Annotated in this window: 12 protein-coding genes and 1 pseudogene; 8 read left to right on the top strand and 5 right to left on the bottom strand. The window is 70.0% G+C overall.

What is annotated here, in order from left to right; translation table 11 throughout:
• The first annotated feature begins 2 nt into the window (after positions 1-2).
• The 4 genes from hydA to QNO11_RS01910 are packed head-to-tail and all read left to right on the top strand — an operon-like array spanning position 3 to position 5,338.
• Positions 3-1,439, top strand: a complete 1,437-nt coding sequence (gene hydA / locus QNO11_RS01925) for a dihydropyrimidinase (protein WP_257509044.1) — start codon at positions 3-5, stop codon at positions 1,437-1,439.
• Positions 1,440-1,447: 8 nt separating this feature from the next.
• Entirely contained in the window at positions 1,448-2,464 is a 1,017-nt protein-coding gene (locus tag QNO11_RS01920) for a TIGR03842 family LLM class F420-dependent oxidoreductase (RefSeq protein WP_257509043.1), read from the top strand.
• Between the two features lie 17 nt (positions 2,465-2,481).
• Positions 2,482-3,786, top strand: coding sequence for an aspartate aminotransferase family protein (locus QNO11_RS01915; RefSeq protein WP_257509042.1), 1,305 nt, complete (start codon positions 2,482-2,484; stop codon positions 3,784-3,786).
• A gap of 16 nt (positions 3,787-3,802) precedes the next feature.
• Positions 3,803-5,338 carry a CoA-acylating methylmalonate-semialdehyde dehydrogenase gene (locus QNO11_RS01910; protein ID WP_257509041.1) on the top strand — a complete coding sequence of 512 codons (1,536 nt, stop codon included), beginning with the start codon at positions 3,803-3,805 and terminating at the stop codon, positions 5,336-5,338.
• A gap of 142 nt (positions 5,339-5,480) precedes the next feature.
• Here the strand turns inward: QNO11_RS01910 and QNO11_RS01905 are convergent, their stop codons facing one another.
• The gene (locus QNO11_RS01905; RefSeq protein ID WP_257509040.1) at positions 5,481-6,431 is read right to left on the bottom strand and encodes a diacylglycerol/lipid kinase family protein; all 951 of its coding nucleotides are present in this window, start codon (positions 6,429-6,431) and stop codon (positions 5,481-5,483) included.
• 125 nt (positions 6,432-6,556) lie between these two features.
• Here QNO11_RS01905 and QNO11_RS01900 point away from each other — a divergent pair, with 125 nt between their 5' ends.
• Positions 6,557-7,990 carry a DUF6421 family protein gene (locus QNO11_RS01900; RefSeq protein WP_257509039.1) on the top strand — a complete coding sequence of 478 codons (1,434 nt, stop codon included), beginning with the start codon at positions 6,557-6,559 and terminating at the stop codon, positions 7,988-7,990.
• Positions 7,991-8,020: 30 nt separating this feature from the next.
• Here the strand turns inward: QNO11_RS01900 and QNO11_RS01895 are convergent.
• A pseudogene (locus QNO11_RS01895) lies at positions 8,021-9,425 on the bottom strand (MFS transporter).
• Between the two features lie 70 nt (positions 9,426-9,495).
• Here QNO11_RS01895 and QNO11_RS01890 point away from each other — a divergent pair.
• A complete protein-coding gene (locus QNO11_RS01890) occupies positions 9,496-10,563 on the top strand; it encodes a threonine aldolase family protein (protein WP_257509038.1) in 1,068 nt (355 codons plus the stop codon).
• 40 nt (positions 10,564-10,603) lie between these two features.
• On the opposite strand, the gene QNO11_RS01885 is transcribed toward QNO11_RS01890, so the two are convergent.
• Positions 10,604-11,008, bottom strand: a complete 405-nt coding sequence (locus tag QNO11_RS01885) for a GNAT family N-acetyltransferase (protein ID WP_257509037.1) — start codon at positions 11,006-11,008, stop codon at positions 10,604-10,606.
• Between the two features lie 194 nt (positions 11,009-11,202).
• Between QNO11_RS01885 and QNO11_RS01880 the strand changes: the two genes are divergently transcribed.
• The gene (locus tag QNO11_RS01880) at positions 11,203-11,370 is read left to right on the top strand and encodes a hypothetical protein (protein ID WP_257509036.1); all 168 of its coding nucleotides are present in this window, start codon (positions 11,203-11,205) and stop codon (positions 11,368-11,370) included.
• Positions 11,371-11,489: 119 nt separating this feature from the next.
• Here QNO11_RS01880 and QNO11_RS01875 read toward each other — a convergent pair whose 3' ends face one another.
• Positions 11,490-12,155, bottom strand: a complete 666-nt coding sequence (locus tag QNO11_RS01875) for an NUDIX hydrolase family protein (protein WP_257509035.1) — start codon at positions 12,153-12,155, stop codon at positions 11,490-11,492.
• Between the two features lie 49 nt (positions 12,156-12,204).
• Here QNO11_RS01875 and QNO11_RS01870 point away from each other — a divergent pair, with 49 nt between their 5' ends.
• On the top strand, positions 12,205-12,864 hold the full coding sequence (locus QNO11_RS01870; protein ID WP_257509034.1) for an alpha/beta hydrolase: 660 nt from the start codon (positions 12,205-12,207) through the stop codon (positions 12,862-12,864).
• 72 nt (positions 12,865-12,936) lie between these two features.
• Here QNO11_RS01870 and QNO11_RS01865 read toward each other — a convergent pair whose 3' ends face one another.
• Positions 12,937-13,350 (bottom strand): GreA/GreB family elongation factor, encoded by a 414-nt coding sequence (locus tag QNO11_RS01865; RefSeq protein ID WP_257509033.1) that lies wholly within the window; start codon positions 13,348-13,350, stop codon positions 12,937-12,939.
• Positions 13,351-13,357 lie beyond the last annotated feature (7 nt).

Raw genomic sequence — 13,357 nt, 5'->3', positions numbered from 1 at the left:
TCATGGCCACCACCCTGATCCGCGGTGGCACCGTCGTCTCGGCCACCGGCCGGGCTTCCGCCGACGTGCTCATCGACGGCGAGACCATCGTCGCGGTGCTCGCGCCCGGTTCGGCCCTGCTCGGCACCGACATCGCGGCATCCGTCGACACCGTCATCGACGCCACCGGCAAGTACGTCATCCCCGGCGGAATCGACGCTCATACGCACATGCAGCTGCCGTTCGGCGGCACCGCCGCCAGCGACACCTTCGAGACCGGCACCCGCGCCGCAGCGTGGGGCGGGACGACGACGATCGTCGACTTCGCCGTGCAGCGCACCGGCGAGCGCGTCGAGGACGGACTGGCGCATTGGCATGAGCTGGCCGACGGGCAGTGCGCGATCGACTACGGCTTCCACCAGATCATCGGCGGGGTGGACGAGCAGTCCCTCATCGCCCTGCCGAAGCTCGTGGACGAAGGCATCACGAGCTTCAAGCTGTTCATGGCCTACCCGGGGGTGTTCTACTCCGACGACGGCCAGGTGCTGCAGGCCATGCAGAGCTCCGCCGCCACCGGGATGCTCACGATGATGCACGCCGAGAACGGCCCGGCGATCGATGTGCTGGCGGCGCAGCTGGCGGATGCCGGCAAGAAGGCGCCGTACTACCACGGCATCGCCCGTGCGTGGCAGCTGGAGGAGGAGGCCACACACCGCGCGATCATGCTGGCGAACGTCACCGGCGCCCCGCTGTACGTCGTGCACGTGTCGGCCAAGCAGGCCGTGCAGCAGCTCGCGTGGGCGCGCGATCAGGGCTGGAACGTCTTCGGCGAGACCTGCCCGCAGTACCTGTACCTGTCGCTGGAGGAGCAGCTGGGCGCGTTCAGCCGGGAGTGGGGCCAGTTCGAGGGCGCCAAGTGGGTGTGCTCCACGCCGCTGCGCTCGCGGGCCGAGGGACATCAGGACCACATGTGGCAGGCGCTGCGCACCAACGACCTGCAGATGGTCTCCACCGATCACTGCCCGTTCTGCATGAAGGGGCAGAAGGAGCTGGGCCGGGACGACTTCCGGGCGATCCCCAACGGCATCGGCTCCATCGAGCACCGCATGGATCTGATGTACCAGGGCGTCGTGACGGGCAAGCTCACGCTCGAGCGGTGGGTGGAGCTGACCTCCACGACGCCGGCCCGCATGTTCGGCATGTACGGCAGGAAAGGCGTCATCCAGCCCGGCGCCGACGGCGACATCGTGATCTACGACCCGAACGGGCACACCTCCATCGGGTACGGCAAGACCCACCACATGAACATGGATTACTCCGCGTGGGAGGGGTTCGAGGTCGACGGGCACGTGGACACCGTGCTGTCCCGCGGCAAGGTCATCGTCGACGACGGCCGCTACCTCGGCACCAAAGGCGACGGCCGGTTCGTGCGCCGCGGCCTGAGCCAGTACCTCAGCTAGGGAGCGCCATGGACTTCGGTGTCGTCCTGCAGACCAACCCGCCCGCCGCCCGCACGGTGCAGCTGGCCCAGCTCGCCGAAGCGCACGGCTTCAGTCACGTCTGGACGTTCGACTCGCATCTGCTGTGGGAAGAGCCGTACGTGATCCACTCCGCGATCCTCGCCGCCACCCACCGGGTGACGGTCGGCCCGTTCGTCACGAACCCCGCCACGCGCGACTGGACCGTCACGGCATCGGTGTTCGCCACCCTCAACGAGATGTACGGCAACCGCACCATCTGCGGCATCGGCCGCGGCGACTCCGCGGTGCGGGTCACGAACGGCAAACCGGTCTCGATCGCCGAGCTGCGCGAATCGATTCACGTCATCCGGGAGCTGGCCAACTCCCGGCCGGTGCAGTACCACGGCGCCACGCTGCAGTTCCCGTGGAGCCGCGGGTCGCGCCTGGACGTCTGGGTCGCCGCGTACGGTCCCCTCGCGCTCAAGCTCGCCGGCGAGGTCGGCGACGGCTTCATCCTGCAGCTGGCGGACGTGGACATCGCCGCGTGGATGATCAAGACGGTCAAGGATGCCGCCGCGGCGGCCGGCCGCGACCCCGAATCGATCGCCTTCTGCGTCGCCGCGCCCATGTACATCGGCGACGACGCCGCCCACATGCGAGACCAGTGCCGCTGGTTCGGCGGGATGGTCGGCAACCACGTCGCCGACATCGTGGCGAAGTACGGCCACCACGGCGACGTGCCCCAAGCGCTCACCGACTACGTCTCCGGCCGCGCCGGCTACGACTACAACACCCACGGCAGAGCAGGCAACGACCACGTCGACTTCGTTCCCGACGCGATCATCGACCGGTTCTGCATCCTCGGTACCGCAGGCGACCACATCGCCCGGCTCGAGCAGCTGCGCGCGATCGGGGTCACCCAGTTCGCCGGCTACCTGCAGCACGACAACAAGGAAGAGACGCTGCGGGTGTACGGCGAGACCGTCATCCCGGCCCTTTCCCCGCACATCACGGCGAAACGATGACCCAAGAAAGGGCAGAGATGACCGACCCCCGAGACGAACGCGCACTGGCACTGGACCGGGCGCACGTCTTCCACTCCTGGTCCGCCCAGGCCGCGCCGTCCCCCGTCGTCGTCGCCGGAGGGCAGGGCAGCCGTGTCTGGGACCACTCCGGCCACAGCTACCTGGACTTCTCGAGCCAGATGGTCAACGTCAACATCGGCCACCAGCATCCGGCCGTCATCGAGGCGATCCGCGAGCAGGCGAGCCGGCTGGTGACGATCGCCCCCTCCACCGCGAACCTCACTCGGGGCGAGGCCGCCGCCCGCATCGTCGCGCACGCACCGGAGGGCATGAGCAAGGTGTTCTTCACCAACGGCGGCGCCGATGCCATCGAGAACGCGATCCGCCTCGCCAGGCTCCACACCGGACGCGACAAGGTGCTCTCCCGCTACCGCTCGTACCACGGCAACACCGGGGCGGCGATCGTCGCGACCGGGGACTGGCGTCGTATCCCCAACGAGTTCGCGCGCGGCCACGTGCACTTCTTCGGGCCCTACCTGTACCGCTCCGAGTTCTGGGCGACGACGCCGGAAGAAGAGTCGGCGCGGGCCCTTCACCACCTGGAGCGGGTGGTGCAGGCCGAGGGCCCTTCGGGTATCGCGGCGATCCTGCTGGAGTCGCTGCCGGGGACCGCCGGCATCCTGGTGCAGCCGCCCGGCTACCTCGCCGGGGTGCGGGAGATCTGCGACCGGTACGGCATCCTCCTCATCCTCGATGAGGTGATGTCGGGCTTCGGCCGCACCGGCAAGTGGTTCGCGTTCGAGGGGCACGACACCCGCCCCGACCTCATCGCCTTCGCGAAGGGGGTCAATTCCGGCTACGTGCCCGTCGGCGGGGTCATCATCTCGGACGAGATCGCCGCGACGTTCGACGAGCGGGTCTTCCCCGGGGGCCTGACCTACTCCGGGCATCCGCTGGCCGCGGCATCCATCGTCGCCACGCTCGATGCGATGGCGTCCGAGGGCATCGTCGACAACGCCCGGCGGATCGGCGAGGACGTGCTGGGACCGGCGCTGGCCGGGCTCGCCGACCGGCACGAGGCTATCGGCGAAGTGCGCGGCGAAGGGGTGTTCTGGGCGCTGGAGCTCGTCGCCGACCGCACCACGCGTGAGCCGCTCCCGGCGGCGACGATCGGCGCCCTCAAACAGGGCCTGATCGCCGCGGGCCTGCTGCCGTTCACGGCGGAGAACCGCATCCACGTCGTCCCGCCGTGCGTCGTGACCGACGCCGAGGTCGCCGAGGCCATCGACATCTACGACACCGTCTTCGGCTCCCTGCTCTGACGGTTTCATGACACGGATGCCGCGACCCGCGGCATCCGGAGGGAAGGGACACAACGACGTGAACGACATCCTCGACCACTGGGTCCGCGGCACCTCGTGGGCGGGCGCGTCGACGCGCACCGGCCCCGTCTACAACCCCGCGCTGGGCACGGTGCAGAAAGAAGTGCGCCTGGCCACCGCCGCCGACGTCGACGTGGCCGTCACCGTCGCCGCCGACGCGTGGCAGGACTGGCGCGACTCGTCCATAGCCAAGCGCACCGCGGTGATGTTCGCGTTCCGTGAGCTGCTGCACGCCCGCAAGGACGAGCTGGCGCACATCCTCACCGCCGAGCACGGCAAGGTGCTCTCCGACGCGCACGGCGAGATCGCCCGCGGCATGGAGGTGGTGGAGTTCGCATGCGGGCTGGGGCACCTCACCAAGGGCGCCTATTCGGAGAACGCCTCCAGCGGCGTCGACGTGTATACGCTGCGGCAGTCGCTCGGGGTCGTCGGGATCATCAGCCCGTTCAACTTCCCCGCGATGGTGCCGCTGTGGTTCTTCTCCATCGCGCTCGCCGCCGGCAACGCCGTCGTGCTCAAGCCCAGCGAGAAGGACCCGTCGGCGGCGAACTGGCTCGCCGCGCTACTGCGGGAGGCGGGGCTGCCCGACGGCGTGTTCAACGTCGTCCACGGCGACAAGGAGGCCGTCGATGCGCTGCTGGCCCACCCCCAGGTGCGGTCGATCTCGTTCGTCGGGTCGACGCCGATCGCGAAGTACGTGTACGAGACCGCGACCGGCCACGGCAAACGGGTGCAGGCGCTGGGCGGGGCGAAGAACCACATGCTCGTGCTCCCCGATGCCGACCTCGACCTCGCTGCCGACGCCGCCGTCAACGCCGGGTTCGGCTCTGCCGGCGAGCGCTGCATGGCCATCTCGGTCGTGCTGGCCGTGGACACCGTCGCCGACGAGCTCGTGGACAAGATCCGCGAGCGCATGGCGACGCTGCGCACCGGCGACGGCCTGCGCGGCAGCGACATGGGGCCGCTCATCACCGGCGCGCATCGCGACAAGGTCGCCTCGTACATCGATGCCGCCGCCGGCGACCGTGCCACCGTCGTCGTCGACGGCCGGGGCGTCGATCCCGACGGTGATGCCGCGGGCTTCTGGCTCGGCCCCACCCTGCTGGACCGGGTGCCGACATCGTCGGCGGCGTACCGCGACGAGATCTTCGGGCCGGTGCTGTCGGTCGTGCGCGTGGACGGGTACGAAGAGGGCCTGGACGTGATCAACCGCAGCCCGTACGGCAACGGCACGGCGATCTTCACCAACGACGGCGGCGCCGCCCGCCGCTTCCAGCGCGACGTGCAGGTGGGCATGATCGGCATCAACGTGCCCATCCCGGTGCCGGTGGCCTACCACTCGTTCGGCGGCTGGAAGGCGTCGCTGTTCGGCGACGCGAAGGCATACGGGCCGCACGGGTTCGACTTCTTCACCGCCGAGAAGGCAGTCACGAGCCGGTGGCTGGACCCATCGCACGGCGGCCTGAACCTGGGCTTCCCGCAGCACGACTGAGCCGCCCGCTCATCGAGGGCTGTTGCCGGGCGGAGGGGATCCGCCCGAATGCGGCGCCTGCCCGGCATCCGGCCCTCGCTTCGGCAGATCCCCTCGTTTCGGCGCAGATCGCTCGGGCGGGCGCCCCGCGGGCGCGCGGCGATCAGGGTGCGTAGATGCGCAGGCCCGCCGGGACCGCCCGCACGTCGAGGGTGAAGCCCGCCGGCGACGCCTCCTCCAGCTCGCCGTCGTGCACGTACACCGCCGGCGCGCGACCGGGCAGCACGCGCACGCGCCAGTGTTCTGCGACCTGACGCTCGAACTCCGACGCCGGCGGCAGTATCCGCAGCGCGCGCAGCACCCGCAGCGTGCGCCGTCCGAACGCCAGCGTCGTCATGGCGCGCAGCCGCGAACCGCGGGCGTGGTGCAGCCGCACGTCCAGCACCGGGTCCTCCAGCGACAGCCGCTGCATCATCGCGTGCCGCTGCGGGTCGTTGCGGCCCACCCCGACGAACACCGACCACACCGTGGCGGTGCGTCCCGCGTGACTCACCCGCACCGGCTGGGCCTCCCGGAGCGCGCTGCGGATCGCGCCCAGCCCGCCCAGCCACTTGCCGAGATTCGCCCGCTCGGTGCGCTCGGCGAGGAACTGCGGATACGTTCCCAGCGACACCGCGTTGAGCACCGTGATCGGCTCGGCGCCGTCGACGGCGACCTCAGCGACCACCACGTCGCGAAGCGTCCCCGCGGTGAAGGCCGCCAGCGCGGCATCCACGTCGTCCAGCCCGGCGGAGCGGGCGAAGTGATTGAACGTGCCTCCGGGCACCACCAGCAGCGGCACGTCGTACTGCCGTGCCAGCTGCGCCATGCGCGACACCGACCCGTCGCCGCCGAGGACGCCCAGCGCCCCCGGCCGGTCATCGCGGGCCATCGCCTGTGCCACCGCGTCGCCCAGGTCGTCGTCGGGCCCGAGCTCCCGCACCTGCGCCCGCGGCAGGCGGGTACGGATCACCGGGAGCGGATCGGCGCGCGGCACCGCCTCACCGGCACCACTGTTCGCCAGCAGCAGCAGCCCCTCGCCGTCGGGACGTGCGGGCGCTGTGTCATCGGGCATGATCGCGAGGCTACTGTCTGCAGCGGCCGGGCGAGAACGCTTGACACCACCCGGATAGGCTGGCCGCACCTGACAGCCGCCGGAGCGTGGATGCGCCGGCCAGACCTCGCAGATCGGAGGTTCCCATGTCCATCACTCATGCCCACACCGGTGCTATGAAGGCGATCGTCGGCGAACCCGAGGTCGTCGAGGACGCCGGCACTGTCGAGCACTCGTCGCATTGGCTGGCGCTGAAGGATGCCGCCACGGCGCTGCAGGGGATCCAGGCGCAGGACGGCTCGATCCCCGACCCGGCCGATCACGGCGACGCGCGCGATCTCGTCGAGGCGATCGTGGCGGCCATTCGCGCCCTCGCGCCGCTGTTCCCGCACGACGGCGAGTACCTCGCCGCGTCCGTGCACGACTTCCAGCGGTGGGCTGACGGTGGGTTCGGGGTACCGGATTTCCTCGCCTCGCTCGTGGCGTTCCAGCCGCAGCGGCAGCGAGTGGACGGCATCCGTCACCTGGTGGTCTTCCCGATGTACACGCAGAACGGCTCGCGCAGCCGGTTCGTCGAAGCGGTGCTGGTGGAGGTGATCTGGCCGGAGTTCATCGCCGAGCTGGAGACGCGGTACACCAACGGCCTGTTCGTCTCGCTGCGCCTCGTGGACTTCACCCCCGGGTACGACACCAACTCGGCGGTACTGTTCCCCGAGACAGTCGCGATGCGCGAGATCCCCTCGTTCACGTGGGGGGCGATCTTCCAGGACCGGGAAGCGGCACGCTACCGGCGGGTCGTGCGCGCGGCATCCGACATCACCAAGCTCGCCCTTCCGGTCGATGCCGCCCGGCTGCTGCACGATCAGCAGCTGGCGGAGAAGACCTTCGTGATGTGGGATCTCATCCACGACCGCACCCACATGCGCGGCGACCTGCCGTTCGATCCGTTCATGATCAAGCAGCGGATGCCGTATTTCCTCTACTCGCTCGAGGAGCTGCGGTGCGACCTGACGGCGTTCCGCGAGTGCGTCACGATCCAGCGCGAGCTGCAGGCGCGGGTGGATGCCGGTGAGCACCTCTCCGCCGCCGAGGCGGAGACGCTCGATCAGGCGGGCCTCGTGCAGTACGCGGTGATCTTCGACCGGATCTTCCGGTTCGCCATCACCGGCAGCCGCGTGCGCAACTACGACGGGCTGGGCGGGCAGCTGCTGTTCGCGTGGCTGCATCAGCGCGGCGTGCTGCACTGGACCGACACCGCGCTCGCGTTCGACTGGGACGACGTGCCGGCGGCGGTCGTGGCCTTGGGCACGGCGATCGACGAGCTGTACTGGCAGTCGATCGACCGACCCAAGCTCGCGCACTGGCTCGCCGCCTACGAGCTCGTGCGCGGCGTGCTGACGCCGCACCCGGCATCGGTGTGGGCGCAGGGACTGCCGCGCGAGGTGCTCGCGGGGCCGCCGAAGGGCTACACCGACGCGGTGCTGGATGACGAGTTCCCGCTGTCGATGTTCTACGAGGCGCTCGAGAAGAAGATGCGCGACGTCATCGCCTCGACGTCCGGCATCCGCGGCGCGGACTGAACCGACGCCGACCCCGCCGACGTCCCCCGCTCAACGAGGGGCGTCGGCGGGGTCGGGCACGTCGGCGGCCGGCACCGACTCGGTTTCGCCGGCGTAGTACTGCGACAGTCGCCGGTACGACCGGGTGGTGAACGCCAGCAGCGCGGCGACGACCATGAGGAGCCCGGCGAACACGAACACCAGCGCGATGCCGCGCCCCTGCCCTTCGCCGAGGAGCCAGCCCCACGTGCTCGTTCCGGCATCCGATTCCATGTAGGGGATCACCCAGAACTGCGCGATCGGCGCGATCACGAACGCCGTCACGGGAGCGGCCGCCGACTCGAAGGCCATCGCGAACCCGAACACGCGCCCCTGCCGCCGGAACGGCACGACCTTCTGGATGACGGTCTGCTCGGCAGCCTCGACGACGGGGATGAGCGTCATGTAGAGCAGGATGCCGAGGGCATAGAGCCACCACCAGTCGCGGCGTGAACGCGGCGCCGAGCACGCCCATCGCGATGACCGCGAACAGAATCGTGCGCACCGGATTGCGGCCGAGCCCTCGCGCGGCGATGACGATGCCACCGAGAATGAATCCGATCGCCGTGACCCCGAGCACGATGCCCCAGATCTCGACCGGGAACAGCGTCAGGCCGTACGGGTCCATGAGCGCCATGTAGACGCCGCCGATGAGGTTGTTGAACGTCGAGAAGACGATGAGGGCGAACAGCCCCGGCACCACCGCGATCGCGGCGATGCTGCCGCGGATGTCGACCTTGGCGATGTGACCCTCCACGTGGGCGGGCTCGGTCTCGGGGATGCGCAGGAACACCAGGTGCACCAGCGCAGCCGCGGTGAACGCGATCGCGATGACGATCGTCCACCCCATCCCCAGCAGGCCGATCGCGAGCCCCGAGAAGACGCTCGTGACGACGAACGCGATCCCCTGCACGGCGCCGACCATGCCGTTCGCATTCGCGTGCCGCTCGGTGGGCACCAGCAGCGTCACCGTCGTTGACAGCGCGATGTTGCGCATGTTCTCGATCACGCCGCCGAACAGGATGATGCCGGCGAACAGCCAGAACCAGGGCTGCCCGAGATCGATGAGGTCGGACTCGGGGAACAGCAGGTACAGGATGCCGGCGACGATGAACGCCGCGAGGGACACCAGGCTCGACCCCACCATGGCGCGGTGCTTGCGGTGCCGGTCGACGAGGGTGCCGAACGGGATGGAGAACACCGCGACGAACAGCATGTACGCGCCGCCGATGATGCCGGTGGCCAGCACCGACCGGGTCTCCAGATACGCCCAGAACGTCAGCGCGAACCACAGGAAGCTCGTGGTGATGTTCGCCACGGCGGTGTTGACGAGAACCTGCAGGAACGTGCGCATGCCGCCGGGCGGCGCGAGCCGCTCGGGTCCGACCGCCTCCCCGGCGGGCGCGCCCTCGGTCATGCAGGCGAGAGTACCCAGCGGGGCGGACACTCACCAGGGGTCGCGGGCAACCTGACTAGGCTGAATCCCCGTGACCACCCTCCACGACATCGCCGTCCGCGGCTTCGCCAGCGACAACTACTCCGGCGTGCACCCCGAGGTGCTCGCCGCTATCGGGGCCGCCGGCGGCGGCCACCAGATCGCCTATGGCGAGGATGCCTACACCGCACGGCTGCACGAGGTGTTCGTGCAGCACTTCGGCGAGGGCGTCGAGGCGTTCCCGGTGTTCAACGGCACCGGCGCGAACGTCACCGGACTGCAGTCGATGCTCCCCCGCTGGGGTGCGGTGATCGCCGCGACCACCGCTCACATCAACGTCGACGAGGGCGGGGCACCCGAACGGGTCGCCGGCATCAAGATCCTCGGGGTGCCCACCGATGACGGCAAGCTGACCCCGGAATTGGTCGACCGTGAGGCGTGGGGCTGGGGCGACGAGCACCGCGCGCAGCCGCTGGTGGTATCGATCACCCAGTCGACCGAGCTCGGCACCCTGTACACCCCCGACGAGATCCGGGCGCTGGCCGACCACGCGCACGAGCGCGGCATGGGGCTGCACCTGGACGGTGCGCGCATCGCGAATGCCGCCGCGGCGCTGGACCTGCCGCTGCGCGCCTTCACGCGCGATGTCGGCGTGGACGTGCTCAGCTTCGGCGGCACCAAGAACGGCGCGATGATCGGCGAGGCCGTCGTGGTGCTGAACCCCGCGGCATCCGAAGGGCTGAAGTTCCTGCGCAAGACCAACATGCAGCTGTCATCGAAGATGCGCTTCATCTCGGCTCAGCTGATCGCGCTGCTGGAAGGCGACCTGTGGTTGCGCAACGCGCGGCACTCCAACGCGATGGCCCGGCGGCTGCGCGCGGAGGTCGAGGCGGGGATCGCCGACGGGTCCATCCGCGGCGTGGAATTCACCCAGCCCACCCAGGTCAACGGCGTCTTCGCGACGCTGCCGGCCGGCGTGGCCGATGCGCTCCGGGAGAGCTTCCGCTTCTACGACTGGGATGCCACCCGGGCCGAGGTGCGCTGGATGTGCTCGTTCGACACCGAGCCCGCCGACGTCGATGCCTTCGTCGCGGAACTGTCGCGCCTGACGCGCGGCTGAGTCCGGCGCCGTCCCGGCGCGTCGCTCGCTATTGCGCTCGCTATTTCGCAGCGGCTCGCGTCATCGGGACGTGGGGAATGCCATCCTCGACGAAGATCTCTCCAGAGCGGGTGAACCCGAAGCGCTGGTACCAGCGTTCGAGTTGGAGCTGCCCATCCAGGACGATGACCTGTCCGGCGCGTCCGGCGATCGCGCGCCGCATCAGTTCTGCGGCAAGGCCGCGACCGCGGGCCGCCACGGCGGTGGCGACACGTCCGATACGCCAGCCGTCCGCATCTGCCAGAACTCGCAGCGTGGCAAGGACACTGCCGTCCTCCTCTGCCCAGTGCAAGCGAGCGGCCGGCTCAACGTCCCTGCCATCGAGGTCGTCATATGCGGCACGCTGCTCGACGACGAACACGTCGACTCGGAGCTTCAGAACCGAATACAAGATGATGGGATCCATCTCAGCAGCGGCTGCCTCATGGAAGCTCACGGGCACGTTGAACACTCCTTCTCAGCCAGGGGGCGCTCGACGAGTATTTCAGCCTGCGAGGCAAGGACTCGCGAGTTGACCCGCCGGGCGATTCGACGAGCCCGGCTGCGCGGGCCGGCGTCCCAGTGGATGGATCGCGGTGCACCCATCGCGCTCTTGAGCGCATGATCAAGGCATACACCGCGGCCCTCGTCGTGATCGGCCTCGCCATGACGATCCTCGGCACGGTGCTGCCACTCGGCGGCGGCACGACGATCGCTCTGATCGGGGCCGCCGCGCTCGGCGCCGGACTGGTTCTCATCGGCATCCGGATGCTGCCCGCGCCGCGATAGCGCTGTCGCCGGCGAGCGGGCTGGGCGAGAAACCACGTTTCGGATGAGAAACACCGCATCGCGTGGTTTCTGATCCGAAGAGTGGTTTCTCGGCGAGGGGCGACGCGTGCCGCGCGGTGTCAGCGCAGCGCGCCGACGGATGCCAGCGCGAGGCGCACGAGGGTGCCGCGGCCGCCCTCCATCTCGGCGGCGACGGCATCGGTGGCCGCCTCCTCCGGCGTCATCCAGGTCACTTCCAACGCGTCCTGACGCGGCTCGCAGGTGCCCGACACCGGCACGACGAACGCCAGCGACACCGCATGCTGCCGGTCGTCGTGGAACGCGGTCAGGCCGGGCATCGGGAAGTATTCCGCCACCGTGAACGGCACCGGCTGCGGCGGCAGCAGGGGGAACGCCATGGGACCGAGGTCGTTCTCGACGTGCCGGAACAGCGCATCGCGCACCGTCTCGCCGTAGCGGACGCGACCCGACACGATCGTGCGGGTCATCTCCCCCAGCGGGGTCGCCCGCAGCAGGATGCCGACCTGTGTCACCGCGCCCACGCCGTCGGTGCGCACCGGAACCGCCTCGACGTAGAGCATCGGCAGCCGGCGGCGGGCCTCGGCCAGCTCGATGTCGCTGAGCCACCCCGGGTTCTGCGACGAAGCCGGCGACGGCGAACCGAACATGCCGTCGCCCCGGGGGCGGCCGGGACGGCCGTACGGATCGCCCCCACCGAGTGGATCGCGCGGCGTGCCGTCGTCGTCGCGGTCATCGGGGTCGGGGTCAGGGGTGCGGACGGCCATGCTCCATGTATACCAACCCCGTGTCCGCCCGTCCTGCCAGGATGGGGGCATGGTCGCCATCCCGCTCATCGATCCGGTCCCCGTGCGCTGGTCCACCCCGCCCGCCGAGCGAGGCGGCAGGCCGCTGCTGGTGCTGCTGCACGGCTACGGTTCCGACGAGAACGACCTGTTCGCCCTCACGCCGCAGCTCCCCGAGGAGTACGTCGTGGCGGCGGTGCGTGCGCCGCTGTCACCACCGTTCCCGACGCCCGGGTACTGCTGGTACCCGATCGAAGGGCTCGAGGATCGCCGCCCCGACGACGTCACCACCGCCGCCTCGCGCGTCGTGCAGTGGGTGGATGCCGCGAGCGATGCGGCATCCGTCGGTCTGCTCGGCTTCTCGCAGGGCGGCGCCGTCGCGCTGCAGGCGCTGCGACTGCGCCCCGAGCTGTTCGCGTTCGCGGTGAACCTCAGCGGCTACGTGACGCCGGGCGAGCTCCCCGGCGACGAGCGGCTGGCCGAGCGGCGGCCGCCGGTGTTCTGGGGGCGGGGCACGCGCGACGACGTCATCCCCACCGAGCTGGTCGACCACACCGTGCAGTGGCTGCCCGATCACGTCGACCTCAGCGGTCGCGTCTACACCGGGCTCACGCACAGCGTCTCGCAGCAGGAACTCGATGACATCGCGGTGTTCCTGCGCAAGCGCCTGGACGACCCGACGCCGGTGTGACGGCCTCGGCGAGCCGACCAACAACGTCGACCTGGACACGGTCGACGAACTGGTCGACGCGCTGCTAGGGCATCAGCCGAACGGCACCGCCGCAATCACGGTGACCTCGATCGTCGCGCCGTTGGGTGCGGCATAGGTCACGGTGTCGCCCACCGAGCGACCCGTGATCGCCGCGCCCAGCGGTGACGACGGCGAGTAGACGTCGAGGTCCACCTCGCCGCCCTGTCGCACCAGCTCGCGGCTGCCCAGCAGGAACGTCTCCTCGGAGCCGTCGCGCGCGAAGCGCACGGTCACGGTCATGCCCGGTTCCACCAGACCGTCGTCGGGCTTGGTGCCGACCTCGGCCCGGCGGATCAGGCTGCGCAACGCCACCTGGCGCGCCTGGGCGGCGTCGCCCTCGGCGCGCAGGTTCAGTTCGTCGAGTTCGGCCTGCAGCGCGGCGAGCGCGGCTGCGGTCATCCACACGGTGTCTTGCTGGTTCGGCATGATGCCC

Source organism: Microbacterium sp. zg-B96 (assembly GCF_030246865.1).
GTDB lineage: Bacteria > Actinomycetota > Actinomycetes > Actinomycetales > Microbacteriaceae > Microbacterium.
Note: the sequence above shows the minus strand (reverse complement) of the source record. Positions and strands in the feature narration are given on the sequence as shown.

Excerpts from the sequence above, each read along its gene's own strand:
- hydA (WP_257509044.1), top strand. The coding sequence starts at position 3 with ATGGCCACCACCCTGATCCGCGGTGGCACCGTCGTCTCGGCCACCGGC.
- QNO11_RS01920 (WP_257509043.1), top strand. The coding sequence starts at position 1,448 with ATGGACTTCGGTGTCGTCCTGCAGACCAACCCGCCCGCCGCCCGCACG.
- QNO11_RS01915 (WP_257509042.1), top strand. The coding sequence starts at position 2,482 with ATGACCGACCCCCGAGACGAACGCGCACTGGCACTGGACCGGGCGCAC.
- QNO11_RS01910 (WP_257509041.1), top strand. The coding sequence starts at position 3,803 with ATGCCGCGACCCGCGGCATCCGGAGGGAAGGGACACAACGACGTGAAC.
- QNO11_RS01905 (WP_257509040.1), bottom strand. The coding sequence starts at position 6,431 with ATGCCCGATGACACAGCGCCCGCACGTCCCGACGGCGAGGGGCTGCTG.
- QNO11_RS01900 (WP_257509039.1), top strand. The coding sequence starts at position 6,557 with ATGTCCATCACTCATGCCCACACCGGTGCTATGAAGGCGATCGTCGGC.
- QNO11_RS01885 (WP_257509037.1), bottom strand. The coding sequence starts at position 11,008 with ATGGATCCCATCATCTTGTATTCGGTTCTGAAGCTCCGAGTCGACGTG.
- QNO11_RS01880 (WP_257509036.1), top strand. The coding sequence starts at position 11,203 with ATGATCAAGGCATACACCGCGGCCCTCGTCGTGATCGGCCTCGCCATG.
- QNO11_RS01875 (WP_257509035.1), bottom strand. The coding sequence starts at position 12,155 with ATGGCCGTCCGCACCCCTGACCCCGACCCCGATGACCGCGACGACGAC.
- QNO11_RS01870 (WP_257509034.1), top strand. The coding sequence starts at position 12,205 with ATGGTCGCCATCCCGCTCATCGATCCGGTCCCCGTGCGCTGGTCCACC.
- QNO11_RS01865 (WP_257509033.1), bottom strand. The coding sequence starts at position 13,350 with ATGCCGAACCAGCAAGACACCGTGTGGATGACCGCAGCCGCGCTCGCC.